This is a genomic window from Dactylosporangium siamense (genome assembly GCF_016862795.1).
Lineage (GTDB): Bacteria > Actinomycetota > Actinomycetes > Mycobacteriales > Micromonosporaceae > Dactylosporangium > Dactylosporangium siamense.
The window spans coordinates 1-26,449 of sequence record NZ_BONQ01000211.1 but is presented as its reverse complement, the minus strand read 5'-3'; the positions used below and the strand labels follow the sequence as shown (position 1 = coordinate 26,449).

Genomic DNA, 26,449 nt, shown 5'->3' with positions numbered 1-26,449 from the left:
AGTTTTCACGCGGCGTCGACACACTTCGGCATTGATGCCTTCTACTGCCAGCCGGGCCTGCCAGGGGCACACGAGAAGGGCGGCGTCGAGGGGCAGATCGGCTGGTTCCGTCGCAACCACCTCGTCCCCGTGCCTGAGCTCGATTCGCTGGACCAGCTCAACGCCATGGTCGACGCCTGGGACACCGCCGATGACGCCCGGCGCATCGGCACCCGCGCCCACACCGTCGGGGAACTGTTCGCGGTCGAGCGTCCGCTACTGGTGGCGTTGCCAGAGGAGGTGTTCGAGACCGGGACCTGGCTCGGCCCGCGCGTCGACCGCTACAGCCAGGTCACCGTCCGCGTGAACCGCTACTCGGTGCCGGTGCCGGTGCCGGTGCGGCTGGTCGGCCGGCAGGTCCGCGTCCACCTGCACGCCTCCCACCTGGTCATCTACGACGGTCGGATCGAGGTGGGCGAGGACGGCTCGTGTGCCGCAGGTGAGGTCGCCGCTGCCGGCGAGTGCGGCCAGGTCGGCGCTGGCCTGCTGGAACACGGCCGGCCAGGTGGGTGCGGCGTGCAGCGGGCTGGTGTCGGAGTCTGTTGTGGCCAGGATCAGCCGTCGTACCGCGGCCAGGTGCGCGGGTGCGATGTCCCTGGCGGTCGTGGCCGCCCGGTTGGTGGCGCCGTTGCGGCGGTGGTCGGCGACTCGGGCCAGACGTCGCCTTGCTCATACCAGTCCTGCCTGGCGCCGGCTAACAATCGTGTGGCGAGGACGAGTTCGCGGCCGGCGTCGGCGAGGTGCTGCAGCAGGTGGCGGCTGTCGGCATGGAAGAGGACGTGTGCGATGGTCATGGCGGTGTTCGCCGCCGAACGCGTGGATCTCGGGTTCGTAGCTGGTCTCGGCGAAGGTCCGCAGCCCCCTCGACATCGGCGAGGTGTGCGATGACCTGCTTCATGGGCGCATCTGCACGTCCGGCGGCGGATGGTCGTAGCCGCAGCCGCCAGGTGGCGCCTTTGCGGACGAACCACCAGTCCTGCAGGGCGCCGTCGTCAAAGCCGTAATCCGTCATGCGCCCTGCCCCTTCTCGAAAGGGCCCCAACGGACGGTTGGATCGATGACCACGGCATCCCCAGATCGAGCCACACCGACCCGGCGACCGCCTCAGCCGCCGAGGTCCGGGACCCGCGCGCTGCCGCGCTCGTCGACCTCCTCCAGGATGCTGCCGCCGAACCGGTCGAAGATCTCGACCGCGGAGTAGGTCGGTTCCGGCGTACCTTCGCGGACGCCTCGGATCGTGCCGCCCGCGATCCAGTACCGGTTCGGCACGGCCTCGAGGACGTGGCGACATGCCTCGTCGGGCATCTCAAGGTCGAGTTTGGCGTTGTCGCGGGCGCGGATCAACGCGGCGCGGTCGTGCCACCAGGCGAGGTACTCGGTCCACTCCGGCATGTCGCCCAGCCGGAGCATTGCATCCGGCGCGGTCCGGGCCACGGAAAACAGCTCCCAGAACTTCATCGCTATCGTTCCCCTAGTTCCTTCTTCTCGACCCGGTAGCCCAGGGCCTCCCAATGCTGCACGGCCGCATCCCATTGCTGGGGGGTCCGTCCGGCGTTGTCGCCGAACCGGCCGGAACCGGCGTTGATGCTGACGCTGTCCTCGGACGTGAACCAGGCCTCGCCGCCGAACGCCGCCTCGCGGCTGAGATTCGAGTGAACGATGTTTCGACGCGGCGTGTCCCACGGCGTCTTTTCCAGGGCGATGTTGGTGCCCCGGTCGTCCATTGTCCACAGATGCTTGGTGTCCGGGTCACCGTGCTGGCCGTGCACGACGTTGTCGAACTTGCCTTCAGTCCGCGACTGTAACCCGTGTTCGGGACCAATCAGGGTGTCCTCGCCGGGCTCGAGATTACGCGCCGGCGGCAGCAGCGGACCGATGTCGTCGCAGTACGGCCGTTCCCCCGCATCGGCCTTCCCGTCAGTGCTGTCGGCGGCGTCCTCGGCCGGGTCGGCCTCTTCCGGCGCATCGTCCTCGCCAGGCCGCGCGTCGTCGTCGGCATCCACCAAATCGGCGTCCGTGTCGGTCTGGTCGGCCCCGTCCGCGTCGGCTGCGTCGTCCGCGTCGGCCGCGCTGGAGGCATCGTCGGTGGCGTCGTCGGGAAGGTCCGGAACGCCGTCGGCGTCGTCCGCGACAGCCGCCTCGCCCCCGGCCTTGCCGACGTCCTGCGCGTCGTCCGCCACCCGATCGAAGCCCGTGGGGCCCTCCGGCGAACCACCCACATCGGACTGGCTGTCGGCCGCGCTGTCCTTCTCAGCGGTCCCAGTGTCGGCAGACGCACCGTCCGGGTCCGCGTCGTCGGGCGGCTCGGGCAGCCCGTCCGGGTCATCCGCGGACCGGTCGGCGCCACCGGCGTCCGAGGGGTTGTCGGAAGCGTTGTCCGCGGCGTCGTCGGACGCATTGTCGGCGGCAGTGGAGGAGACGTTGTCGGCGTCGGCCGGGGCGGCCGGGGCGGCAGCGCCGTCCGCCCCGGCGGCCGGGTCGAAGCCGCTGCCGTCATCTTCCACTGGGCCCCCGGCGGCGGCCGGAGCGGCCGGAGCGTCGTTTGGGGCCTCGGCAGGGCTGACGTCGTCGTCGGGAAGATCGTCAAGGCCGTCGGGCGGTCCGGCGTCCGCACCGCCTCCGTCCGAACCGGTCTCAGGCGACGGCGACGGAGACGGGGCGTCGTCCTCGTGCGATTCGTTCATGCCGGTACACCGGCCGTATCGCGAACACGGTCCGCTCCGGTATGTCTGCTCATGCCAGCTCCCCAGGTCGGCGGGTCAGTTCGAGACGGACGCGGTCGACCCACCGGACCGCCTTCTCGCGGCCGCGGTCGGTCCACCTGTGCGGCGGGTTCGCGGTCCGCAGCGCATGGATGAAGACGCACGTCCGGTAGTCGAGCAGCGCGTCGGCGTCGGCCGTGCCGGGGAAGTCTCCGGCGAGGCGGACGAGTGACTCGGCGAGCGCCGGCCAGCCGCCGTTGGTCGGCTGGGCCAGCCCGACGAGCCGCGCCGACTCGGTCTGGTCGGCGGTGACGGATTCGGCCTGGCGCCGGAAGCGGCACCGGTGCCGGCAGTCGTGGCATTCGCCGTACGGTGCCATCGCCGCGGCGAACGAGGATGTGCCGAGCAGCGCCTGGAACCGGCGCCGGAGCTCGTCCTCGTCGGCGAGCGGTGCCTCGTCGGCGTTGCGGGCGGCCGCGTCTGCGGCACGGACGTCAGGCACCTTGACGGTCACAGCGCGGTCGAGCCGGTTGTGCGACACCAGCGCCTCGAACGGGCGCAGCGTCGCCGCCGACTCGACCTGGTCCGGGTGCATGCTCATCGTCGCGCCGAGCAGTTGGCGATCGTCGGAGGCGGCGGTCCGGTGCATCACCTTCAAGTTCGTGATCTTGTACGCGTCGTCGGCGACCTTGCCCACCTGCTGATCCACCAGTACGTACGACTGGCCGTACTTGCGGTCCTCGGCGAGACCCTGCGCGATTCGCTCCGCGGCGAGGGCCTGCGCGTTGGCCTCCTTCATGTCACCGGCAGTCGCGGTCGCGCGTGGGAACACCCGGTGCGCCTCTTCCAGCAGCAGCACGTGCATGCCGGTCGGTCGGCTGGCCCGCCGGTGTCCTCGGACCGCACTCAGCAGCAGCAGCGTGACCAGTGCCTGTTCCTTGGCGTTGTCACCGACACCAGCCAGTTCCACGACGACCGGTCGCTGCAGCAGTGTGCTGAGGTCGAACGAGGTACGGCAGTTGAGCGTGGGGCCGCACGCACCCTCGGCGAGCGCCTCGGCCCGCAGGTTCGCTGCCGCGTCGATGTTGCGTCCGATGTCGCCGGAGTAGCCGAGCGCGGCGGTCACCTCGGCCAACGCGGCGACGAGGTCGGACAGGACCGGCCAATGGCCAGCGTGCTGCGGTCCGCCGCGGTCCTCCGGATGGAAGCCGCGCCGTCGGTACACCTGGACCAGCGCCCGCCGGTAGATGAACGGCAGCGGGTCCCACAGCCCGAATGCCGCCTCGAAGCAGCTCAGCAGGTTGGAGAGGTGTGCCGTCACCGTGGTGCCCGGCGGCACGTCGAACGGGTTGAGCCGCAACGGCGCCACCGACTCGTCGCCGACGGTCAGGATGACCAGGTCTTCGAAGCCGGGCCGGGTGGCGAGCCAGCGGTAGTCGTCCAGCTCGGCGTTGACCGGCTCGATCACCAGGAACGGCACCCGTTCCCGCCAGAGCTGTTCGCACAGGTGCAGAGCGGTGTTGGTCTTGCCGGAGCCGGGTGTGCCGACGATGAACGCGTGCCTGGGCAGGTCGCCAAGCGCCATGCGCACCTCGCTGTTGGTGCTGCCGCCCTGGTAGCCGAGCAGCAGTGACGGCCCTTTGACGGCGTCGACCACCTGATCGGTGTCGGGTGGCGCGAGGACCCGGAAGCCGGGCACGTTGCCGTCCAGTGCGACAGGCAGGCGTAGCAGCGACGGTGCCTCTGTGCGGTCGACCAGACCGCGCAGCGCCACGAGGCCGTGCCGGCCCGGACCGCTGTCCTGGGCGAGGAGACGGTGCAGCTCCGCGCTGGGCAGGGTGGCCGGTTCCAAGCTGGCCTGCGCGTTGCGCAGGAGCTCGAACTCGGCTGGTCCGGCCGGACGAAGCACGGCGTATCCGGTCGGGACCATGCCCGGGTCGTGGCGGGCCGTGCGGTCGCCGATGGCCGGCGACATCGTCCGGCCCACCGCCTCGACCACCGTTTCATCCAAGGGGTACGCGGACGCGACCGTCACCGCGAACCGGAAGGCCCGGTCGGCGTAGCGGTTGAGCGCGTCCACGAAGATCGGCTGCAAGAGGGCGGCGCCGCTGTCGGCCGGGTATCTGATGCGCCCACCGGTGTCGGCCGGCATGTCGAACGGCTCCCGGAGCCGGGCGAGCCTGGTGGCCTCCTGTTCCAGGGTGTGCCGGACACCGGCCGGTACCGTGTCGGGGCTGAGCGAGACGGTGACCGAGATCGGGTGCCGATAACCTGCGAGCACACCGAGCAGCGGAGTCCAGTCCTCGATCTCCCGCGAGAACGGCTCGATCGCCACATACGCGGGTACGCCGGCGTCGGCGCGCGCGACGCTCTGTGTCCGGACCCGCTTGGCGATCTGCGCCAGCCCGCCGACGGCCGGAGCGAACGGACTGAGCGCGGCCTGGACTGCCGCGTCGTCGGTGACCCGCTCTGCGGCGACGTGGGACGGCACGTCGGCGAGGCGCTCGGCCAGGTCGGTGGCGCGGCTGACAGCGGCTGCGCGGCTGTCCCCGAGCACCCGGCCCAGCAGATGGATCCGCAGGGAGCGTGGCGCCGCCCGGGTGATGCGCAGCGCGACCACCTCGCCGGGCCGGACGGCCAGCAGCCGGTCGACGTAGGCGATCTGGTCGCGCACTGCCTCGGCGAGCCGCTGCGCCGGGTCGAGCCGGACCGCGTCGGCACGGCGGGTCAGGTCGTACGCCGCGACCAGTTCGACCGCAGTCCACGCCCAGAATCGGCCGTCCTGCTCATGGACCACCGCACCGGGCGTGGTCACTGCGCCGGCGGCCCGGAGTACGGCGCCGCCGACCGGACGTACGGCGGCGCGGATTGTGGGGCGCCGGGCGGCTGCGGCTGGAACTGCGGCGCGTTCGCCACCATCGGTCCGGTGGACAGGTTGAGGTTCGGGAGCTGGTCGATCTGCGCCCGCGCCACCTCGTCGCTGACCGGCGGCTGCAGGATCGCGCCCTGCACGCCCTCACGGGTGACACTGTGGATCAGTTCGCGAAGCGCACGGCTGGACGCGGCACGTACGTCGGACTGCGGCCCGCCCTGGAAAGCGTCGCGGAACAGGTGGCCGATCATCACCACGGTCGAACGCTGCCGCCACATGGTCCATCCGACGTACAGGTCGGTGCCGACCGGCTTGACCACGACCAGACCCTGCTCGCGCCCGTTTACCAGGTACAGCACCGGCAGGCCTTCGATGCGGCCGAGCCGCGAGAGGAACGGCGAGTGCCGGGCCTGCGTCGTGTTCATGATGGACCAGTAGGCGATCGCGTACGCCGCGCCGCGACCCTCGATGAGCAGCCCGTACTCGGCGATCGGCTCGCGCAGCGGCAGGAACAGCGACACGACCCAGGCGACCACGATGAGCAGCTGGATGACCATCAGGAAGTAGCTCAGGCCGATCAAGCCGCCGCCGGAGTCGCCACCGCCCCCGCCGGGAAACCCGCCGCTGGTCATGCTGACCACCGTGGCGAACAGCGAGATCATCCAGAGGAAGAACGAGATCACGCCGACGACGCAGAACACCGCGAAGAAGAAGCCGGACCGGACCAGGTGCGGGCGCAGCGTCCGGGCGGTCACCACATCGCTGATCAGCTCATCAGGCGGCACATGGGTCAACCGCTGCGCGCGGTAGTTGCCGTGAATGTCCACCATTGTGCGATGAAACCCAGAACTGTCTATCGCACCGGTCATGCTCGGTTCCCCCGTCCGTGGCAGCTGTCACGCTGTGCACCCGGCACCATAGCGTGCTGTGATCAAAGACGGAAGTAAATATCTATTTTGGTGAATCAGAGCGCTCGAGTCCCAGGACGTGTTCGCGCGAATGCTTCAGGGTGCCCAGGGGGTGGACAGCGTGGAGGTGCGGCCACCGGCGTCGACCGCCGCAATGACTGCCCGCCCCCGCCCGGCCGGCGGGCACGGCGGGCAGGCCGATGATCAAGTGGTGAGCGCACACTGAAAGCTGTCTGTGCGATGCCTCGGTCAGTTATAGCCGGGCGATGACTTCGGCGATGAGACGTCGGGCATCGTGACCGTAGATGGCTTCAGCCTGCAGCTGGTTGAAGAGCTCGACGTACAGTTCAATCTCGTTCGGTCTGGTGACCTTGATGGCTGCGGTGGGGGTTTCCAGGGCGACTGCTGCTTCGTCGAAGATCCAGAATCCGATGCTGGCGATAGCTCGTCGTTGCGCGTCGGCGGGAATGATCCCGACGGAAACGTACGGTGAGCGGGCGACGCTCATCAGATGGCTGAGTTGGTCAGCATGTTCTTCGGGTGTGCCGCGACGGGTCCGGACCGCTTGTTCCCCGAGCACGATCGCGATGCGTTTGCTGGGGTGCAACGCTACCGCGGTGCGTTGCGCGCGCATCGCCAGCACCGCCTCGGTGTCGTCGGGAGCGTTGAGGAACCCATACCACCAGGCGAGCATGCGGCGCTGGTACGCCTCGGTCTGGACGATGCCGGGCAGTACGGCAGGCTCGTGGATGCGGAATGTTGTGGTGCGCTGATACGTGGTGATGGAGTGCAGGTCGCCGAGCCGGCGCATGCCGGCCCGGGCGGCTCGCGCCCATTCCATGTAGGCGGTCTCGATCGCGGTGGCGAGCGCGAGGAGTTCGGGCGGCTCGTCTTTGGCGTTGCAGGCAGCGCACCAGTCGCGGATGTTGGTCTCGGTTGGTGGCTGGCGCCCGTTCTCGATGCGGCTGACCCGGGTGACGTGCTGGTTCGTTGCTCAGCGATGTCGACGGCGGCCTGAGACTGGTTCTGGCCCCTTTTAGTTGATCGATGGGTGCCGCTGCCCGGCAGCTAGTGTCCACTGTGTACGGTCCTGCCGGTGCGCTGACGGATCGCTCATCATGTTGGTGCCGCATCTCGCAGAGCTGGTGGTGGAGCGAGTTGAGGCTGTGAGCAGCAGGGTTCAGGTCTGGGGTAGGTCAGCGCGGGCGTCGGCCCATTGTCCGGGCTGTGGTCACCTGACGCGGCGGGTGCACCGTCGGTACCGGCGGCGGGTCGACGACGCTGTGATCGGTGGGCGGCAGGTCGAGCTGCTGCTGCGGATGCGGATCTTCGTCTGCCAGCAGGCTGAATGCGCGGTGACGAGGTTCGCTGAGCAACTCGATGGGCTGACGCACCGCTACGGCCGGCGGACCTTGCCGGCCCGGCACGTCCTGCAGACGTTCGGGCTGGCCCTCGCGGGGGCGGCCGGCCGCCCGGCTCGCCAGCAGCCTCGGGTTCCAGGCCGGACGCAACACGCTGCTGCGGCTGGTCCGTGCAGTCCCGGATCGCCAGACCGGCGCGGTGGCAGTCCTTGGGGTCGACGACTTCGCGCTGCGGCGCGGGCACCGTTACGGCACGATCCTGATCGACCTGGACACCCGCATCCCGGTCGACGTGCTTCCCGACCGGGAGACTGACACGCTCACCGCCTGGCTGCAGGCGCATCCAGGCGCGCAGGTGATCTGCCGCGACCGGGCCGGCGCCTACGCCGAAGCGGCCCGCCGCGGCGCTCCGGACGCGATCCAGGTCGCGGACCGGTGGCATCTGTGGCATAACCTCGCCCAACACGTCGAGAAGGCCGTCGCCCGCCACCAGCGATGCCTCAACCCACCACCGCAGCCGGCAACGCCGCAGCCGACGCCCGACGCGGACGCCGTGGCGGCCCACGCTGCAGCCGCCGCGCGGGACAGCCGCCTGGCTCGACGCACCAGCGACCGATTTGCGCAGGTCCAGCGGCTGCTGGACGAAGGCCGCAGCATCAAGGCCATCGTCCGCGACCTCGGCCTGGCCCGCGAGACCGTCCGCCGCTACGCCCGCGCCACCGACGTCGAAGATCTCATCGCGACCGCTCGCACCGGCGCCCGGGCCAGCATCCTGGACCCCTACCTCGAGCACATTCACCAACGATGGGCAGCTGGCGGCACCGACGCCAAAGCGCTCTTCCACGAGCTCCGCGGCATGGGCTACCCGGGCAGCTACAGCGTGCTGCGTGACTACGTCCGAGCGCTGCGATCCCTCACCGCAGCCCCGCCGGCAGCACCACGGCCGCCCAAGGTCCGCCACGTGGTCAACTGGCTGCTGCGCCACCCACAACGCATGGAACCCGACGACCAAGCCGGCCTCGCTGCCATCCGCGACCGCTGTCCTCATCTGGACCGCCTCGTCGCGCACGTCACTGCGTTTGCGGTGATCCTCACCCAGCGCCGCGGCCACGAACTCGACGCCTGGATCAACGCCGTCACCGACGACGACCAACCCGACCTGCACTCGTTCGCCGCCGGCCTGCAACGCGACTACGACGCCGTCCGCAACGGCCTCACCCTGCCCCACAACTCCGGCGCTGTCGAAGGCCACGTCAACCGGATCAAGATGCTGAAACGCCAGATGTTCGGCCGCGCCAACTTCGACCTCCTCCGCAAGCGAGTCCTCCACACCACCTGAGCAACAGGGGCCAAATCCGATCAACTAAAGGGGGCCAGAACCAGAACCCTGAGACTGACCCTCTGGCGGCGGATTGGAATCGACCCCTCTCCGTAAGTGTGGAGGGGTGATCAAGTTGGAGGAGTGGGCTGAGATCCGGCGGTTGCACCTGGCTGAGGGTGTGCCGATCAAGGAGCTCGCTCGGTGGTTCGGGTTGTCGCGGAACACGGTGCGGTCGGCGGTGCGGGCGGTGGAGCCGCCGCGGCGTGAGCGTGGGCCGAGGGGTTCGTCGGTTGATGTGTTCGAGCCGCAGATCCGGTCGTTGCTGGCGCAGTGGCCGTCGATGCCGACTCCGGTGATCGCGGAACGGATCGGTTGGACGCGGTCGTTGACGGTGTTGAAGGACCGAGTTCGGCAGTTGCGGCCCTTGTCCGTGCCACCGGATCCGGCCGACCGGATCGAGTACCGGCCGGGTGAGGTCGCGCAGTGCGATCTGTGGTTCCCGGAGCCGGAGATCCCGGTCGGTGCCGGTCAGCGGCGGGTGTTGCCGGTTCTGGCGATGACGTGTGGGCACTCGCGGGTGACGGATGCGGTGATGATCCCGTCGCGGAAGGCGGGCGACATCCTGGCCGGGATGTGGGAGATCATCGGCGGCCGGCAACTGCGTGGTTGACCCAGCGGTCAGGTTGTGCGGTCGTGAGTTGCTCGGCGAGCGCAATCGCTTCGGCCTCGTCCTGGCTGGCGCCGAGTTCGCGGCCTTCGCCTACGTACTCTTGGTCGACCGGGTCGAGGGACATGAGGTTGGGCAGGTCGCCGAACTCGTCGTCGTCGGGGTCCTGCACGGTGTGCAGGGAGACACGGTACTAACCGTCCATGGGGCTGATCGCGACCCATTGGATGGCGGCCTCACCGCCGAGCTGGATGCCACCGAGGAACTGTTCGATGCCGCGTCCGCGGCGCAGGGCCCCGATGGCGAACTGCCGAGTGAGGTAGCGCATCCAGAAAGCGTAGTGCGAGGACCGTTCTGTGCTGATCAAGGTGTGAGCAGCACACGCTTGCGGAGCAAGTCGAAGCCGGCGCGGCCGTACAGCCCCCATCGACCGCCACCAGTACCCACCCGGCTCACCGGGACGGCGCCGCCAGACGACAGTAGGGCGCACGTCACAGTCAGTCAGATGACATGACTGTACGCGTGCAACCCATACGGTTCTGTGCTGGTTCCCGAAGTGCTTCTGAGTGACGTCGAGGTTGCATGCGCACGTATCCGAAGTCCCTGTCCAGAATTCTGGCCCTGCTGCTCGTCCCGGTCGCGGTGGCGACCGCCCCTCGGGCCGCGTCGGCGACCGCCACCCCCGCGGGTGTGTCGGCGGTCGCCCGCGACGGGCAGACCGTCACGGTCACGTGGACCGGTCCGGCCGAGGCCTCCGGCTACCAGGTGTTGCGGGACGGGGAGGTGGTCGCCCGTACCTCCGGCAGCACGCACGAGTTCGTCGACCGGCAGCTGGACGGCGAGCACGCCTACGCGTATCAGATCCGCGCCGTCGACGCCGGGGGCGTGGAGTCGACGCCGAGCGCGAAGGTCACCACGACAACGCCGGCGCTGCCGTCCGCTCCGGTCAACTACGCCAGGTGCGGCGCGGACAGCGGTCCGGGCTGCTCCTACACCGTCACCCATGCGGCCGACGCGGCGTATCCCGACGCCGGCGGCCGGTCGCTGACCGACGGCCGGCACGGGCCGCTGTCGTACGGGTCGGCGTGGCAGGGCCGCAACGGGGTCGGAGATTACTCCTTCACCGTGGACCTCGGCGAGGTCCGTCCGGTCGCTGAGATCTCCACCGGCTGGCTGCAGGTGGTGTCCGACTACGTGCAGCTGCCCGCCAATGTCACCTACGCCGTCAGCTCCGACGGCCAGGACTTCGAGCAGGTCGCGTCGATCGACCGGCCCGCGGTCAGCACCGCGCTGCAGGCTAAGAGGTACCGCGCGGTCGACCTCAACAGCACCGCACGATACGTGCGCGTGCATGTCGCCGGCGGCGGCGCCTGGACCATGACCGACGAGATCGAGATCCGCGGCCCCGCCGACGTGGTGCCACCACCGACCACCGTGTGGGCCGCCGCCCGCGATGCGCAGACCGTGGTCGTGCTGTGGTTCGGCGTGGTCGGGATGGCCGGTTTCGAGATCCTGCGCGACGGCGACGTCGTCGCGCGGACCGCCGGTGACGCACACGAGTTCCTCGACCGTCAGCTGGACCCCGAACGGGCGTACTCGTATCAGGTGCGGGCGATCGACACCTCCGGTGCGCGGTCGCAACTGAGCCCCGAGTGGACGGCGACGACACCGCCGCTGCCGGCAGCGTCGGTCAACTACGCCCGGTGCGGCGCGGACAGCGGCCCCGGCTGCTCCTACACCACCACGCAGCCCGCCGACGCGGCGTACCCGGATGCGGGCGGCCGGTCGCTGACCGACGGCGAGCACGCGCCGATGTGGTACGGGCCGGCGTGGCAGGGCCGCAACGGCGGCGGCGCCTACGCGTTCACCGTCGACCTCGGCGAGTCCCGGCCGATCACCGAGATCAACACCACCTGGTTCCAGGTGGTGTCCGACTACGTGCAGCTGCCCGCCAATGTCACCTACTCCGTCGGCACCGACGGCGAGCACTTCCAGCAGGTCGCGTCGATCGACCGGCCCGCGGTCAGCACGGCCCTGCAGGCCAGGGCCTACCGTGCCATCGATCTCACCAGCACCGCCCGCTACGTCCGGGTCGACGTGACCGGCGGTGGCGCCTGGACCATGACCGACGAGATCGAGATCCGCGGTCCGTCCCCGTCGGAGGTGGAGCCGCCCGTCGAGTCGATCGGCTGGCTGCGGCTGGGCAACCCCGGCAACCAGGTCACCCAGATCGGCGCGCCCGTGTCGCTGCAACCGACCGCCGAGAGCGAGCACGGCATCGTGCAGTGGTCGGCGTCGAACCTGCCGGCCGGCCTGCAGATCGACCCGGCGACCGGGAAGATCACCGGCGTCGCGACCGTGGATCAGTACTACCCCGTGGTCCTGTCGGTCCTGGACGCGCAGAACCGCTCACAGAGCGTCGCCTTCGACTGGAAGGTGCTGCTGCCGATGTCCGTCGGCGGCCTCGAGGACCGTCACGACGCCAACGGCGGACCGCTCACCACCCGGCCCTGGGCCACCGGCGGCGAGTTTCCCTACACATGGGATATCACCGGTCTCCCGGACGGCGTCGTCCTCACCGACCCGGATACCGGCGACATGAGCGGCGTCGCCACGACACCGAGCACGTACCGCGTCACCGCGACCGTCACCGACCCCAACGGGCTGAAGGCCAGCGCGTCGTTCGTTTGGACCGTCGGGGTCAAGGTCGACCAGGTCGAGCCGGCACCCGGCACCGTCGGCGAACCCTTGTCGCAGAAGCTGACCGCCACCGGCGGGCGAGGCACCTACGCGTGGTCCGCGACGGGTCTCCCGCCGGGCCTGTCGATCAACGCCGCCACCGGTGAGATCCGGGGCGCGCCCACCGCGGCGGGCGCCCGCGCGGTTACCGTCACCGCCACCGACGAGGTCGGCAACAACCACAGCCGGACCGTCGACTGGCAGATCATCGCCGCTCCGCCGACCACGCCGGACATCAGCACCGGCGACGTCAGCACCTTCGCCGCCAACCTGGAACTGCGCCGGAACAGCGGCATCGCGATCGCCGACGGCGGCGCGTACGTCATGTCCGGCCGGTTCCTTACCAGGGTTGACCTGGCGACCAGGCGGACAACGCGGCTCGCCGGCAACGACAACGACTGGAACGTGCGGATCTGCGGACCCACCACAAACGGCAGCGACGTGGCCTTCGGCGGATCGGAGCGGATCCTCGGTACCGACGGGACCTACATCTACCTGCTGACCAACGAAAGCCGATGCCCGGTGGTGCGCATCGACATCCGCAGCGGCGCCACCAACGGGTTGTGGATCCGGGGCTACAGCGACGTCCCCTACTACCCGGGCAGCCCCATCGACGGCAAGATCGCCGGGCACTTCCTGTACCTCATCAGGCCCGAACGGGAGGGGACGAACCCCACGCTGCTGGTCCAGTACGACCTGCGGACCGGTAACACGAGGACCATCACCGACAAGTACTTCGGCGACAGCACCACCCACTGGTTCAGCGGCTCCGGTGACGACTCACTGATGAGCTGGGACATCGACGGCCAGTACGCCTGGCACGTGTCGCGCCTCGGCCAGGAGAAAGCGGAGGACGACAGCCCGGTCTACCACACGATGGTGCTGCGCCGCGTCGAGCTGGCCACCGGGAACATCGTGGTCATCAACAAGAAGGTTCTCAGCAGCGAGGTCCTTCCGTCCGCGACCTCCTGGGACAAACGCGCCGGCAAGGTGTTGTCCGTCGGCAACTACCTGTATGCCACCCGGCGCGACCCGAACTGGCCCAACACCGCCGTCACCCTGCTGCGGATCTCGAAGCTCAGCGGAGCCATCGAGGTCGTCGCCGGCGGTCGTACCGCCGGAACCGTCGACGCACTGGGACCGGCCGCGCAGTTCACCGACATCCGGGGAATCGCTACCGACGGCAGGAGCCTGTTCCTGCAGGACACACCCGAGACCGGGGCGTCCCGCATCCGCATGATCGGCTGGGGCGACGCGATCCCGCAGTTCGACTTCGCCCTGCCGCCGTCGATCAGCGCCGACGTGGTGTTCGCCCCGAACAAGAACACCCCGATCCCGGAATACAACGGCCCGATCCTGGTCTGGGACGAGGCCACCGGTCTGTGCATCGCCTACTGCGCTGCGATCCACGAGTGGCGGCAGCAGATGTACGAGAACGACGGCGACTACACCTGGTGGCACGTCTTCCGCTGCGCCGACGAATGCATGCCGGAAGACTACGAGAAGGATCTGATCGCCAAGGTCGTCGAACACCAACAGGTGTTCAACCTCGACGGTACGCTGCGCGCCGACTTCGTTGTCGACAAGTTCCTCATGGACTGCTGGGCGTCCGCAGCGCAGCCGTCGACGGACTGCAACTACGTCGATGCCGTCGAAGCGGCCGACAAGGCCGACTACTTCACGGACATCGCGGTCGAGGTGGGGGCATACCTCGTCGGCCGGCGCGGCGGGCAACGCCCCGAGCTCAACGAGCAGCAGAAGGCGGCGAAGGAGACGTTGGAGAACCTGGCGGCGAGGGCATGCCGGGACGCCCCCAGAGGAGCGACCGAGACCATGCAGGATTGGGGCAAGCGCGTGCACCAACGATTCGACGAGTTGGTGAAAGGCCTGAACGACCCGAAAGTCGCCGGCGAAACCGGCTATCTCGACGAGCAGGTCGTGGGCACCCTTGTCGGCAGCGCCAAACCGCTCAATTCGACGTGGCCGGACGCTGTATACGGCGTCGGCGGCGTGAAGAGGCCGGAGATGATTTTTGATCTGAAAACCGGGTTCAAGGGCATTGCTGGAAAGTGGGTCACTAAACTCACTGTCAACCTCCCGGCTGGCTTCAAGAACATTCCCGTCTTCCGGCTGGGCTGCTGAAGACATCTGAGGTGTCCGGGACGGTCGGCGCCAGCCGACCGTCCCGTCAGAGGGGACGACCACCGTGAAGACAGACCTCTGGCGGCGCTGCGCTGCTCGGTATCTGGTGCCACAGCTGCCCGGCTTCCAGGTCGGGGCCGGTGCGCTGCTCTACCGCGAGCCCCTTGAATGGATCTTCTGCGGTGTCGTCGTGCAGCCGTCCCGGTCCGCGGACCAGTTCGGTCTGCAGCAGCACGTCCAGCTGCTCGCGGTCCCGGCGCAGCACATCGTGGGGCCGTTCGGCGAGCGGATGCGGCCACCGGGAGGCCGGGGCTTCTGGAACACGCCGAGCTCAGTGGCGGATGCCGGACCTGAGATGGCCGAAATCGTCGAGGCCGTCAAGGAGCAATCGATTCCGTACTTCGACGAACTCGGCACGACGACGGGCTTCCAGGCCGCCATCGAGGAACTGGCGCGCGAGACGCCGGAGGACCTCCACTACCAGGAGGCGGTGTTCTGCACCCGGCTGATCAACGGCGACGCAGCGGGCGCGCTCGACGCCGCCGCCGCGGTGGCGGCACTGGCGGCGCACAAGGACGCGGAATGGGCGCGGAAGGCGGCGGACCGAGTGTCGACCGCGGCCGGGCAACTGCGGACAGATCCGGATGCGGCGATCCGCACCCTGCGGGCGCATACCGAGACCTCACGGAAGCACCTGCGCCTGCCCGACCCGAGCTGATCCACGCACCGCAGCGACCTGGACGGGTCGAGCAGTCCGCGGGCATCGAGATCGTGGATGGCGGTGCTCGCCGTGCTGCTGCTCGGCGTAGCTGCCTTCTGCCTGACCTCGAGGGCCTGCCGCGGCCGCTCGAGCTCGACCCGCTCCACCCCGTTGGCTGCGAGGATGGCGATGCGGCGTCCGTTCAGCACTCCGGGCATGTCGTGCACCCGCCCCTGCCGTCGCCGGGTGCAGGACGACCTTCGTCCAGCCCGCGTCGCGGTTGTCGAAGTGCTCGTGGGCCTCCGGTGAGCGGTCGAGGGGCAGCTCGTGGCTGACGATGGCTGTGGGCACGCCGCGTCCCCGGGGCACCGCCCGCTCCACTGTGGATGCCGCGTTGGCCGGCCCTCGACCTGCCTCGGAAGGACCCGACGGCTGCGCAGCGGCACCCGTCGTAGCCGGACGGCCCGGCCGCCGGTGGCCGGGCCGTCCCATTATCGTGGTGCGCCGTTACGAGCGGTGGATGGCGACGCCGACGCCCCAGTACTGGGCCTCGGTGTTGTTGCAGGTGTAGATCTGCATCGCGAGGTTCGTCGTGTTCGCGTCGCCCGGCACGTCCAGGCAGTGGCTGCTGGTGCCGGCGACCCGGGATCGCAGGTAGACGAAGTCGGGCAGGTCACGGCTCGCCTGCCAGCGCTGGTTGCTGATCGACGAGCACGGCCACTGCACAACGGGGGTGCCGTTGGACGCGCCGCCCAGGGCGTCGAGGCACCGCAGGGTTGCGGCGTTGCGGATCTGGAACGTGTGGTTGCCCTTGTCGATGAAGTCCCAGCGCTGGAACACGCTGCCGCTGCACGGCACCTGCACGACCGCCGCCCCGTCGGCGTACGACTCGTTCAGGGGCGTGAGGCACTTCTCGTTGCCCCAGTTCTGGATGCCCACGTCACCGTGGTCGTCCGCGAACGCCGGCGCGGCGCCGCCCGCCGCGCCCGCGGTCGCCGCCAGGAATGCCAGCGACGCCGCGATGATCCATCGTTTCACCAGAGGCTCCTTCTCGTCCGGGTGAGGCGCCGACAATCCGGCGCTGTCACCTCATGGCGTTCCACCGCGTTCCATCACCCGCAGCTTCGGCTACGGCTGTGACAGTGGCTGCGACACGTGAATTGGTGTCTGCTTGACGGTCGAACTGACGAGTGTGACGTGACCGCCTGGGTCGCCTCGGCGCTCCGCGATGCGCACCGGCACCGGGTACAGATTCGGCCGGCGGTGCCGGTGTCGCCGGCGACCGAGGTCGACCCGTTCGCGCCGCCCGCCGGGTGGCGTCCGCGGCAGCCGACGGGCTGAGTCCGGTAGGCCCTGGATGGCCCGGCAGTCAACCGCCGCGAGGTACGTGGGCGAGGTGGTCGCCGAGTGCGCCCGCTGGGGGAGGCCGATCTCGCACCGCGCAGCGCTGGAGTATGTCCGCTGGATCGCGGCAGACCTGGCCGACCACCATCGCGTCGCCCGGCGGCGCGTCTGGGCGTCCGGCACGATGCCGCTAGCGTACGAAGTCGCCGTGCACATCTGGCGCGTCATCACGGGCCGGTAGGGCATGGCCGGCCAGGGCTACTCCGCTGGCCCGGCTACTCATCCCAGCCGAGTTCGCCGTCGTGGGCGACGACCGGGCGCAGGCCGGGGTGAGAAGCGGTGCCGGACATCCGGCCACCGGTGAGCAGGGCGGTGGCCAGGTCGGCGACCTCGCTTGCCAGGTTCGGCCACGGCGGGACCTGCTGGTTTCGCGTGTCCACGTGGTCCCAGTAGAAGACCTCGCCGGTGGCGCCGGGGCTGTGGTCGACCATGAGACTGGCAAGTCCTTCATCGGTGGTCAGCGGCAGCCAGGTCGGCCGCCAGAGGTCGGGCCACTCGACGCGAGAGTCCCGCGTGACGTCGTTGATGGTGCGCCACCGCTCGGCGATCTGCCTCGTGTCGAGCATCCGGTGCACCGGTGCGAGCGGGAACGCGCCGTCGAAGCCCGTTGAGCCGTTGTGCCAGCGCAGCAGAGCCTCGACCTCGGGCCGCAGCCGAAACCCCAGGACCTCTTCCAGCGTGGCGATCTCGGCGTCGGTCGCGGGCGGCGCGAGCAGCGCGGCAGTCGTCGGCGTGTGCTGCTGCAGCCACTGTTCGATCTGCTCCAGCGAGGTTTCCAGGCTCATGCCGACATCATGTGCCGAGCCACGTGCATGATGGTCGACCCGCGCCGTCAGACGGCGTTCGGCCACCGCGTGGCGGTCGCCGAGTCCAGGACCCGCACCCGCGCAGGATCTCCTCGACGAGGTGGTCCATCGCAGGCGAGTTGGCGGGTGCCAGGCCGCGCGCTCAGCCAGGTCCCCGAACACCGCGGCGTGGCCGCCGGTGCGCAGCGCCACGACGACGCGGCGAAGGAGATCGCGCTCGGTCGCGACGCTGCCGCAGTCGAGCCCGGTGAAGCGATCTCAGTAATCGCCCAGCGCCTGGTCGGGGGCGGTGTCCGATGTCGGCGCCTCCCCGCGATGAGGGTAGACGTCGGCGATGCAGGCGAAGGGCTGGGCGGCCAGGTCGGCGAGCCTTAGAAGATGAACCGGCTATCAGCGAAGCGGGTCATGGTGGTGGCCAATCTCGCTGCGGGGTAAGGGTTTCCGGCTCGTGCGTCCCCAGGCTGGCCGGGGTCACCGGCCGACCGTCCGGACGATGGTCAGCCACAGGCCGGAGATGCCCGCCGCGGACGTGGCCTGATGGATCCGCAGCCGGGACCTGACCGCCGTCGCCTGAACCCGGGCGGCCGGCCGGCTCAGTGCTGGACCAGCAGGTGCGTAGCGAGTTCCCGGGTCTCCCGCCGGGTTGCGGCGCGGGCGAGGTGGTCCAGCAGCGCCCGGTAGTGGTCGCGCTCCAGCTGCGCGGTGGCCAGCGAGAACGACGAGATGCCCGGGCTGTCCTGGCGCAGCCGCCCCAGTCCCTTGGCGGTGTGCAGGGTGACCATGGCCTCGTATCGGGCCATGAGGTCGGCGCGGTCCCCGGCGCGGACACCGAACCCTTCGAGGGCGTCGAGGTAGTCGTTGCACAACTCCGCGCGCTGATGCCAGCCCCGTTCGTCGGCATTCAGCAACGGGAGGTCGTCGATGACGGTGGCGGCCTCGCGCAGCAGCGGCAACGCGACGGTGGCTTCGATGTCGATGAGCACCAGCCGGCCGTCGCGGGTCCACAACCAGTTGCCAGGGTGCGGATCCTTCTTCGCCACCGCCGGGGTGCCCGCGGCGGCGAAGGGCTCGCAGGCCGCGGCCAGCAGCCGCCGCAGGTCGCCGGCCGCGCCAAGGTTGCGGGCCACCTTCGCCAGCTGGGTGCGCAACGCGTCCTGCTCCAGCGGCCCGCAGACCCGGGGGAACCGGTCGTCCGACTGCGCTCGCCAGGCCTGGAACGCGGCGAGATACCGCAGCGCTTCGCGGAACCGGGGGCGCGGGTCGGGTCCGGGGCCGGTGCGCCAGTCCACGACCGACGCACCGAGCAGCCGGGCCTGAGCGCGGCGCATCACGTACACACTGTCGCCCTCGACGAGATCGACGACGGCGAGCGGCTCCGGCAACGTCCAGGTGGCCGGCGCGCCAGTCGTGGTCAGCCAGTCGCGGAACCGGACAGTGTCGCCGTGTTCCCGATGGGCGTCGGCCCGGCCCAGTCGCTTGAGCACGAGGGCCTGCTCGACGAGCCGATGGCGGTCGTTCATGAACCGCACGCCGCGTTCGCCGGGGCGTGGCTGTCCGCCCAGGATCGAGCTGGTGAACTCGCGGTTGTGCACGGCCAGCTCGGCGGCGCGGCGCAGCAGCCAGGCGCGCTGGCCGGCGGCGACGAGGGCGGCGAGGTCCGTGGGCTCGGCGCCGGCCAGCTCCGGGTGGTCCAGCACGGTGGGGTCACCGGCGATGTCGCCGAGCTGCAGGACCGGCCACGGCCAGGCGGGATCGCACCGCGCGGCCTGCAGCGCCCGCTGCGCGGCGGCGACGACGAGCCGGTCGTCGGCCGTGAGCCGGGACAGGCGCAGCGCAGCGGCGGCGGTGAGGCTGCGGTTCTCACGGTGGCCGGTGCCGGTGCCGGTGCCGGTGTCGAAGACCGCGTCCTTGAGCGTGATCGCCAGGCGCAGATCGTCGGCGTCGTTCTGGGCGACGCCGCGGCGGTAGTGGGCGTCACCGAGCAGGCCGGTCAGCTGCCAGGCGTCGTGGCCGAGGTCGCGGGCCGTGGTCAGGTGGGTGACCGCGGTGTCGAGGTGATTGGCGTCCCAGGTGAAGGGGTACAGCCGCAGCGCCAGCTCGCCCAGCCGACTATGCGTCATGACAGGGTCGAAGTCCGGGCGGACGGCGGTGCCCGCCTGGGCCCGCTCCAGGCCGGTCGACAGCCAGGCCAGGCCCTCACCGAACAGGCTGGCGGCCTCCTCCGCGTCCGCCTCGTCTCCGGCCTGGGCCAGTTTGCCCAGTTGCAGCGCGCAGGTGCCGGCATTGACCAGGGCGTCGACGCTGGGCGGGTCGGCGTCGTGCGCGGCGAACGAAGTGCGGTACAGCTGCACCGCCCGGCCGAGCAGGTACGGGTCGTCGGGACCCCGCCCGAGCAACCACGCCAGGAGGGCGGCGTGCCCGGCGACGTGCCGGACGGCCGGCGGGGTCAGCGACGGATGCGCCAGGTCCACCTCGATGCGGTCCAGAGCGACGGACAGCAGCGGACGCCAGGACTCCTCCGGCAGTTTCCCCGCAAGGATCTTGCAGGCACGCACGAGGGCGGCGGTGGGGATCGGATCGTCCGCCGGCAGCTGGGTGATGTCGATGGCGGTGGCGTACAGCGCCTCGAAGTCGTCCGCGGCCGACGCCACCTCGACCAGGTCCTCGAGCTCGGTCACCCGCAGCTTCGCGCCGGACTCGGCGGACGCCTGCGCGGTCTGCAGCTGCCGGGCCAGGTCGAGGTCCGCGCGAGCGCCCGCGCTGTCGTTGCGCCGGGCGCGCACCCGCGAGCGGTCCAGCAGCGCGCCGACGACGGCCGGATCGTGCCGGTGCGGCTCGGCGCGCTCGTCCAGCCAGTCGACGAGCGCGTCGTCCAGCAGCCGGGAGCTGCGCCGGCCGTGCTCGTCGCCGAGGCGGTAGCGATGGTTGCGGACCTGTGCCCGCTTGGCGAGCAGGTAGCCGTCGGCGATGCCGCTGCTCTCCTGGCCGGGAGTGGACAGGGCCTCGGTGTAGCGGCGTTCGCCGTCGGTGAGCCAGCCGATCGCGGCGGCCCGGTCGGCAACGGCGCCGGCTGCACCGACAGCCATGAACCCGAGCTGCGCAACGACGTCCGCGGCGGTTGCCCGCAGCCGCTTGGAGCTCGGGTTTCCGACCATAGCAACCAGGTCCCGGGCCCGTTCCAGGTGCGTGCCGTCCCCCGTGATGGTGAACAACCGCAGGCCGACCTCGATTCGGTACGCGAAATGCTCCTCGGTGCGGTCGCCGAACCGTTCCGCGGCCGCGGCGTGCTCCTCCGCCTCTTCGAGCATGAGCAGCGCCGCGCCGTCCGTGGCGGTGCGCGCCAAGATGGTGAGCGCGTTGGCCAGCTGCCCCCGCAGGGTGCTGCGGCGGTCCGGACCTCCGCCGCCCGGCCGGTGCAGCGCGTCCTCGAACCGGAGCACCTCCCGGGACACCTGCACGCACTCGTCGAGCAGGAACGTGCCGGCGGTCGATCCCTTGTCGCGGTGGTCGAGCGCGCGGCCCAGGAAGAAACACCTGCTGGCCAGCTGCAATCTGATCTCGACTCGGGTCTTGGTCAGGGTCATCCGGTGGGTCTTCAGGACTTCCTTGAGCCCGGTGACGTACTCGTTGGACCGTTCGTAGAACATGCGCAGCAGGACCAGCCAGGCCGCGTCGTCGGATTCGAACCGGCGATTGGTCCTGGTGGCCAGCCAGGCGCCGACGAGCCCTTCGGCGCTGCCGTGCCGATCGAGATCGTCGAGCGCAAACGGCGCCACCAGGCGGCCCAGGCGGGTGGCGAGGTCCGGTGGCAAGGCGATGCCCAGGTCGGCGTACCGCTGCGAGACCTCGCTCAACCGATGCGCTTGGTACCGTTGCCGCATCCGGCCACGATAGACCTACGGTTGTCGATCAAGGACGGCTGTTGCCGCGGACACCCCGAACGGCTGACACTTCGTGCCGGGCGAGGTCGGCGAAGCGCCCCACCGCCTCCCGGCTGGCCACGTCGCTGGCCTCCAGCTCGTGGCGGCTCGTCGCCCGCTTGATCGCGTGCGTGGCCTCCCGCGCCCGCTCCGCGCGGGCCGCGATCTCCCGGTCGCCCGCGACCAGCACCACCTGGAAGTAGGCTGCCCAGACCTCGCTGCGCAGCGTGTACACGTGCTCGGCCTCGGCGCCCGCGCGGCCCTCGTGCTCCAGCAGCCACCGGTCCATGAGCGCGCTGCGGTAGTTCATCGTCACCGCGGCGAACGTGCGGTACGCATCCAGGCGGGCGTCGTGCACTTTCGCCGAGGCGGTGTTGCGGCGCTGCAGCAGCTGCGTGAGCAGGGCACCGATGACCGTGCCGGCCAACGCCCCTGCGACGCCGACGAACACGGGGATCATCGATCCACGGTACCGGACCGAGGGCGCCGGCGGCGGCTCAGCAATTGGTCGTCGCCGACGGGACGAGCGGGCCAATACCACCCATCCGTTCGCCCGGTTCACTCCGCACCCGCCGTCAATATCATCTCCCGCAACCACGATCAGCGGGAGGCAAGCGTGGCGCAGCCAGAACCGTCGACGGTACGTCTCGACTGGCCGCCGGCCGACGACCGGGCCGCGGTCACGGCCGTGGAGTTCGTCCGCGAGGACCGCACCGACCTGCTCGCTGTGGCCGACCAGAAGGGCCGGCTGCGCCTGGTCAACGTGCGCAACCCGGCCGAGGTCCGCGTCTTCGATCATCACGACGTCGTGTACGGCCTGACCCACGTGCCGCTGCCCACCGACTCACCGGGCCTGGCCGCGACCGGCGTCGGCGGCGCCACCCGCGCGTTCGCCTCAGACGGCAGGCCCCTGTTTCCGCAGCCGGTCGTGCTGCCCGGCGGCGCCTCTGGTCTGGCCGTGGAGGCCTTCTCGCAGGCCGACGGCCACCCGGTGATCGCCGTGGGCGGCAAGACCGACGACGTGCACCTGTACAGCGGCGAGGACGGAGCGTGGCTGAGCAAGCTGAACGTTCCCCACAGCGGCGCTGTCCGCGAGATCAAGGCGATGCGGCTGGAGCGGCGGCTCGCGGTGTCGCACGACGCCGGCGTGACGCTGTGGGACCTCAGCGGCGGCGGGAGGGCGCCCAGGCTCAAGCACACCATCGCCGCCACCGACAACGGCTCGATCGCTGTCTTCTACGACCCGCAGGGCCGGCTGCGCCTGGCCACCGGAGGTCGGCTCGGGGTGCAGATCTGGGACCCGACCCAGCCGGACACGCCGGCGCTGAGCCGCTTCGCCGCCGGCCTGGACATCACCCGGCTCATCGCCGTGACGTCGCCCGACGGCGACCCGCAGCTCGCGATAGCGCACGGAGAGCACGTCACGCTGTGGAGCACCACCACCGAGCGGGAGGACGGCGAGCTGTTCCCCGCCGGCGGCGGGCACGTGCAGCACTTGGCGAAGATCCTCACTGGCGCCGGCACCACGCTGCTGGCCGCCGCCGATGACCGCGGCCTGGTTCGCGTCCGGGAGCTGCCGAAGGTCAAGTCGACGACCAAGCTGTACGGCCGGCACGACCGCTGGGTCAACGCGCTTGTCGCCGTCGGCACCAACAGCTCGCAGCGGGTGGTGTCCGCCTCCGACGATCGCACGGTACGGTTCTGGAACCCCGATGGCCCGGCCGACGGCGGCGGCAAGGTCGAGCACGGCGCCTCGGTGCAGGCGCTGGCCGTCGTGCCGGGCGAGAGCAAGGAGCATCCTGGGCTCATCGCCGGCGGCGACGAGGACGGGCGGGTGCGGTTCTGGAGCCTCGCGGACCAGGCCGAGGCCGGGGACGCGGCCCTGCACCGCAAGGTCCGGGCGCCGGCCGCCTTCGAGCGCGGCGGGCGGTGGCTCGTGGCCGCCGCGGGCGCCGAGTCGCTGCTGACCGTCCTCGACCCGCGCGCGACCGCCGAGCCGTGGCCGGCGGACGAGTTCCGCTATCCCGAGGGCAGCGCCGTGCTGGTACGCGCACTCGCTGCCCAGCCGGCCGCGGAGCTGCTCGCCGCCGGGGACTCCAGCGGCCGGGTCACCGTCTGGGACACCGCCACCGGTGCGCGGGTGTGGACCGACCACGAACACCACGAGGGTCAGGTACGGACCCTGGCCTGGGTGACCAGCGTCAACGGGCCCCTGCTGGCCTCCGGCGGCAGCGACGGGCTGGTGTACCTGTGGTCGCCCGAGGCGAGGCCGGATGCGTCGGCGCCGGCGTGGGTGTCCGCGCCGTTCAAAGGTCACAGCGGCCCGGTCAGCGCGCTGGCGGCACTGTCCGGGCACGACGACGGCGATGAGCACCTGTTCGTCTCCGGCGGTGCCGACGGCACGATCCGCACCTGGAGCCCGCTCGAGACGCGCGAACGCGGGCTGCTGCACAACGCCCACCCGAGCTGGGTGCGCAGTCTGCTGCGCTTCTCCTTCGGCGGCGGCCTCTTCGTCATCTCCGGCGGCGACGACGGCACCGTCCGCCAGTGGGTGGTGGAGGACGTCACGCTGCGCAGCACCCGCCATGAACTGAGGCTGCACGGCTTCGGCGACAGGCCGGCCCACATCGACCTGCTCGGCCGTAAGCGCCTGCGGATCGAGCTGACCCGGCTGCTGCGCCTGGCGGTGCCGGCCAACCCCGGGCCGTCGCACGCCGATCGCGGTGCCGTGCCGACGACCGAGGGCGGCGACACGGTCACCGGCGGGCCGCGCGTCATCGCGCTGCAGGGCGCGTGGGGTGCCGGCAAGACCTCGCTGATGCGGATGGTGTACCAGTCGTTGCGCCGCCAGCCGGAGACGATCGCGAGCCTGGACGCGCCGTACGACGAGGACGACGAGAAGCAGGAGCCGGAGGAGACGGAGCCCGCGACCGGCCGGCGGAGGCGCCGGTTCACCCCGTGGAAGGCGTACTGGCTGGCGCGCCGCTCCGCCACGGCGCGCCGCCGCGTTCCCCCCGGCTCGGTGCCGGTCACCGCGGTGGTGCCGGTGTGGTTCAACCCGTGGGCGCACAAGTCCACCGACGAGGTGTGGGCGGGCCTCACCCAGGCCATCATCGACGACACCCGGAAGCTGCTCGGCCCGACCGACGCCGCGCGGTACCGCTACTGGTACACCCGAAACCTCGAGCGGCTCGACCGGGCGCTGGTGCGTCGCACGCTGCGCCAGCGCATCGTGCGACCGATCGTGCCCGCCGTACTGGCGGTGATCGCGCCGGCCATCGGCGCGCTGTTCCGCAACGGCTCGGCGGTGTGGACCGGCCTGGCCGCCTCGGCCGCGATCGTGCTGGGCACGCTGGCCTACACCGTGCTCGCCGCCGCGTTCCGCGACGCATCCGAGTACCTGCCGCTGGAGATGCTCACCGGCCCGGTGCGCTCTACCGCGTTCGCCGCCCGCACCGAGCCCGACCCGCTGCTGCACGACCCGCTGTACCAGGCCCGGGGTGGCTACCTGTATCTGGTCCAGCATGATGTCCGAGCCATCGTCGACGACCTGGCACTTCGGGGCCGCCAGCTCGTCGTCTTCGTCGACGACCTGGACCGCTGCCCGCCGGACACGGTCGCCGAGGTGTTCGAGGCGATCAACATCTTCCTCGGCGAGGACTTCTCCAACGCCCGGTTCGTCATCGGTCTCGACCCGAGCGTGGTGACCCGCCGGCTGTCGGAGGCGCTGCGGCCCGAGGAGAGCGGGCTGTGGCACTACCCGGACGACCCGAACCCGAGCTGGTCGTACCTGCGCAAGCTCTGCCAACTGCCGGTCACCCTGCCGGAGATCACCGAGGCGCACACGGCCAGGCTGATGCACCAGCACACGCCGCCGATCACGCCCACCCCGACCAACGACGCCGAGGCTCGGCGCTCCGAGACCGCCCCGAACGCCGAGGAAGCCCCGGCCGGGCCGCCCGCGACGCCGGGTCAGCGGACCGCGACAGCGCCACCGGCCACCGAATCGGAACCACAGGCCGACGACACGGCGCCGTCAGCCGATGAACCGACACCGGCGGCGTCGGTCGCGTCGGGCAACGGGCAGGAACCGCTGCTGTTCGAGGGCGACCCCGTGGTCCGCGACCACCTGCGGTCCCTGGTGAAGCTGCGGCCGCACCAGTCGGTGCGGGAGACCAAACGCCTGCTGACGCTGTGGGGTTTCTACGTGCGGCTGCTGCGCCAGCTGCTGGTCGAGGACAGCACCACGGAGAGCGCCGGCTTCGGCCGCGACGTCCTCACGTTCGCCGAGATCCTCACCCGATGGCCGGCTCTGGTGCCCGCCCTCGGCCCAGCGTCGGGCCCGACCAGTGGCCTGCGCCTGCTGTGCGCGGCAGCCACGGCGCCGGAGCGAGCCGACCTCGAGTGGGAGGCGGCGGTGCGGCGAGTGCGGCTGGATCGGCCCGAATACCAGAACGCGGTCGCGAACCTGCGCAAGCTGCTGGCGCGGCACGGGAACGCCGAGGTCGCCTACTACGCCGAGTGCGTGCTGTGAGGGGAGTTAGCCGGCGCCGGTGGCGCGCTGCCACTCGCGGATCGTAGGCAGCACGGCCACGACGGTGACCGGACGTACCCCCGCGACCGGTTGACGACGTAACGTCCGGTCGGATCGATGGCCATGGCATCCCCAGATTGAGCCACACCGGCCCTGTGAACGCTTCAGTCGTCGATGTCCGGGACCCTGGCGCCGCCCTGTTCCTCGACCTCCTCCAGGAGGCTGCCGCCGAACCGGTCGAAGATCTCGACCGCAGAGTAGGCCGGTTCCGGCGTACCTTCGCGGGCGCGCCGGACGGTGCCGTCAGCGATCCAGTACCGGTTGGCACGGCCTC

At 70.6% G+C, this 26,449-nt stretch carries 16 protein-coding genes and 3 pseudogenes; 7 read left to right on the top strand and 12 right to left on the bottom strand.

The genetic code is table 11. The features are described 5' to 3' along the window. Nucleotides 1–927, top strand: a 927-nt coding sequence (locus Dsi01nite_RS55995) for a Mu transposase domain-containing protein (protein WP_444542528.1), incomplete at its 5' end; no start/stop codon positions are given. Nucleotides 928–1,143: 216 nt separating this feature from the next. Here the strand turns inward: Dsi01nite_RS55995 and Dsi01nite_RS55990 are convergent. The 5 genes from Dsi01nite_RS55990 to Dsi01nite_RS55970 form a co-directional block, all read right to left on the bottom strand. Next, nucleotides 1,144–1,497 carry a hypothetical protein gene (locus tag Dsi01nite_RS55990; protein WP_203854718.1) on the bottom strand — a complete coding sequence of 118 codons (354 nt, stop codon included), beginning with the start codon at nucleotides 1,495–1,497 and terminating at the stop codon, nucleotides 1,144–1,146. 2 nt (nucleotides 1,498–1,499) lie between these two features. After that, the gene (locus Dsi01nite_RS55985; protein ID WP_203854717.1) at nucleotides 1,500–2,723 is read right to left on the bottom strand and encodes a hypothetical protein; all 1,224 of its coding nucleotides are present in this window, start codon (nucleotides 2,721–2,723) and stop codon (nucleotides 1,500–1,502) included. A gap of 49 nt (nucleotides 2,724–2,772) precedes the next feature. Next, nucleotides 2,773–5,538: an ATP-binding protein gene (locus Dsi01nite_RS55980; protein WP_203854716.1), complete on the bottom strand. Its 2,766-nt coding sequence runs from the start codon at nucleotides 5,536–5,538 to the stop codon at nucleotides 2,773–2,775. Nucleotides 5,539–5,552: 14 nt separating this feature from the next. Next, nucleotides 5,553–6,443 (bottom strand): hypothetical protein, encoded by an 891-nt coding sequence (locus tag Dsi01nite_RS55975; protein ID WP_203854715.1) that lies wholly within the window; start codon nucleotides 6,441–6,443, stop codon nucleotides 5,553–5,555. Nucleotides 6,444–6,774: 331 nt separating this feature from the next. Further along, on the bottom strand, nucleotides 6,775–7,362 hold the full coding sequence (locus Dsi01nite_RS55970; RefSeq protein WP_203854714.1) for a DUF5753 domain-containing protein: 588 nt from the start codon (nucleotides 7,360–7,362) through the stop codon (nucleotides 6,775–6,777). A 277-nt stretch (nucleotides 7,363–7,639) separates the two neighbouring features. Here Dsi01nite_RS55970 and Dsi01nite_RS59165 point away from each other — a divergent pair. The 3 pseudogenes from Dsi01nite_RS59165 to Dsi01nite_RS55955 form a co-directional block, all read left to right on the top strand. Next, nucleotides 7,640–7,804 (top strand): annotated as a pseudogene (locus Dsi01nite_RS59165) (hypothetical protein); the annotation flags it as partial. A 181-nt stretch (nucleotides 7,805–7,985) separates the two neighbouring features. After that, nucleotides 7,986–9,221: pseudogene (locus tag Dsi01nite_RS55960) on the top strand (ISL3 family transposase); the annotation flags it as partial. A gap of 106 nt (nucleotides 9,222–9,327) precedes the next feature. Then, nucleotides 9,328–9,852, top strand: a pseudogene (locus tag Dsi01nite_RS55955) (IS21 family transposase); the annotation flags it as partial. On the opposite strand, the gene Dsi01nite_RS55950 reads toward Dsi01nite_RS55955, so the two are convergent. After that, nucleotides 9,845–10,042, bottom strand: coding sequence for a hypothetical protein (locus Dsi01nite_RS55950; RefSeq protein ID WP_203854710.1), 198 nt, complete (start codon nucleotides 10,040–10,042; stop codon nucleotides 9,845–9,847). The pseudogene Dsi01nite_RS55955 and the gene Dsi01nite_RS55950 overlap by 8 nt on opposite strands. Nucleotides 10,043–10,063: 21 nt before the next feature. Continuing rightward, nucleotides 10,064–10,198, bottom strand: a complete 135-nt coding sequence (locus tag Dsi01nite_RS58670) for a hypothetical protein (protein ID WP_275423525.1) — start codon at nucleotides 10,196–10,198, stop codon at nucleotides 10,064–10,066. Between the two features lie 254 nt (nucleotides 10,199–10,452). Between Dsi01nite_RS58670 and Dsi01nite_RS55945 the strand changes: the two genes are divergently transcribed. Continuing rightward, the gene (locus Dsi01nite_RS55945; protein WP_203854709.1) at nucleotides 10,453–14,751 is read left to right on the top strand and encodes a putative Ig domain-containing protein; all 4,299 of its coding nucleotides are present in this window, start codon (nucleotides 10,453–10,455) and stop codon (nucleotides 14,749–14,751) included. Between the two features lie 46 nt (nucleotides 14,752–14,797). Here the strand turns inward: Dsi01nite_RS55945 and Dsi01nite_RS55940 are convergent, their stop codons facing one another. Continuing rightward, a complete protein-coding gene (locus tag Dsi01nite_RS55940) occupies nucleotides 14,798–14,986 on the bottom strand; it encodes a hypothetical protein (RefSeq protein ID WP_203854708.1) in 189 nt (62 codons plus the stop codon). A 120-nt stretch (nucleotides 14,987–15,106) separates the two neighbouring features. On the opposite strand from Dsi01nite_RS55940, the gene Dsi01nite_RS55935 reads away from it, so the two are divergent. Then, nucleotides 15,107–15,469 carry a hypothetical protein gene (locus Dsi01nite_RS55935; protein ID WP_203854707.1) on the top strand — a complete coding sequence of 121 codons (363 nt, stop codon included), beginning with the start codon at nucleotides 15,107–15,109 and terminating at the stop codon, nucleotides 15,467–15,469. A 489-nt stretch (nucleotides 15,470–15,958) separates the two neighbouring features. Here Dsi01nite_RS55935 and Dsi01nite_RS55930 read toward each other — a convergent pair whose 3' ends face one another. The 4 genes from Dsi01nite_RS55930 to kilB all read right to left on the bottom strand — a co-directional run bounded on the left by Dsi01nite_RS55930 (nucleotide 15,959) and on the right by kilB (nucleotide 22,041). Beyond that, nucleotides 15,959–16,489, bottom strand: coding sequence for an RICIN domain-containing protein (locus Dsi01nite_RS55930; RefSeq protein ID WP_203854706.1), 531 nt, complete (start codon nucleotides 16,487–16,489; stop codon nucleotides 15,959–15,961). A gap of 581 nt (nucleotides 16,490–17,070) precedes the next feature. Then, on the bottom strand, nucleotides 17,071–17,640 hold the full coding sequence (locus Dsi01nite_RS55925) for an SMI1/KNR4 family protein (protein WP_203854705.1): 570 nt from the start codon (nucleotides 17,638–17,640) through the stop codon (nucleotides 17,071–17,073). Between the two features lie 614 nt (nucleotides 17,641–18,254). After that, nucleotides 18,255–21,542: a hypothetical protein gene (locus Dsi01nite_RS55920; protein ID WP_203854704.1), complete on the bottom strand. Its 3,288-nt coding sequence runs from the start codon at nucleotides 21,540–21,542 to the stop codon at nucleotides 18,255–18,257. Between the two features lie 28 nt (nucleotides 21,543–21,570). Further along, on the bottom strand, nucleotides 21,571–22,041 hold the full coding sequence (gene kilB / locus Dsi01nite_RS55915) for a plasmid transfer protein KilB (protein ID WP_203854703.1): 471 nt from the start codon (nucleotides 22,039–22,041) through the stop codon (nucleotides 21,571–21,573). A 156-nt stretch (nucleotides 22,042–22,197) separates the two neighbouring features. Here kilB and Dsi01nite_RS55910 point away from each other — a divergent pair, with 156 nt between their 5' ends. Next, a complete protein-coding gene (locus tag Dsi01nite_RS55910) occupies nucleotides 22,198–26,115 on the top strand; it encodes a P-loop NTPase fold protein (protein WP_203854702.1) in 3,918 nt (1,305 codons plus the stop codon). Nucleotides 26,116–26,449: the final 334 nt, after the last annotated feature.

Bases quoted from the DNA above. Each gene is read 5' to 3' on its own strand.
- Dsi01nite_RS55945 (WP_203854709.1), top strand. From the start codon at position 10,453: ATGCGCACGTATCCGAAGTCCCTGTCCAGAATTCTGGCCCTGCTGCTC.
- Dsi01nite_RS55975 (WP_203854715.1), bottom strand. From the start codon at position 6,443: ATGGTGGACATTCACGGCAACTACCGCGCGCAGCGGTTGACCCATGTG.
- Dsi01nite_RS55925 (WP_203854705.1), bottom strand. From the start codon at position 17,640: ATGAGCCTGGAAACCTCGCTGGAGCAGATCGAACAGTGGCTGCAGCAG.
- Dsi01nite_RS55990 (WP_203854718.1), bottom strand. From the start codon at position 1,497: ATGAAGTTCTGGGAGCTGTTTTCCGTGGCCCGGACCGCGCCGGATGCA.
- Dsi01nite_RS58670 (WP_275423525.1), bottom strand. From the start codon at position 10,198: ATGCGCTACCTCACTCGGCAGTTCGCCATCGGGGCCCTGCGCCGCGGA.
- Dsi01nite_RS55920 (WP_203854704.1), bottom strand. From the start codon at position 21,542: ATGCGGCAACGGTACCAAGCGCATCGGTTGAGCGAGGTCTCGCAGCGG.
- Dsi01nite_RS55985 (WP_203854717.1), bottom strand. From the start codon at position 2,723: ATGAACGAATCGCACGAGGACGACGCCCCGTCTCCGTCGCCGTCGCCT.
- Dsi01nite_RS55935 (WP_203854707.1), top strand. From the start codon at position 15,107: ATGGCCGAAATCGTCGAGGCCGTCAAGGAGCAATCGATTCCGTACTTC.
- kilB (WP_203854703.1), bottom strand. From the start codon at position 22,041: ATGATCCCCGTGTTCGTCGGCGTCGCAGGGGCGTTGGCCGGCACGGTC.
- Dsi01nite_RS55970 (WP_203854714.1), bottom strand. From the start codon at position 7,362: ATGGAATGGGCGCGAGCCGCCCGGGCCGGCATGCGCCGGCTCGGCGAC.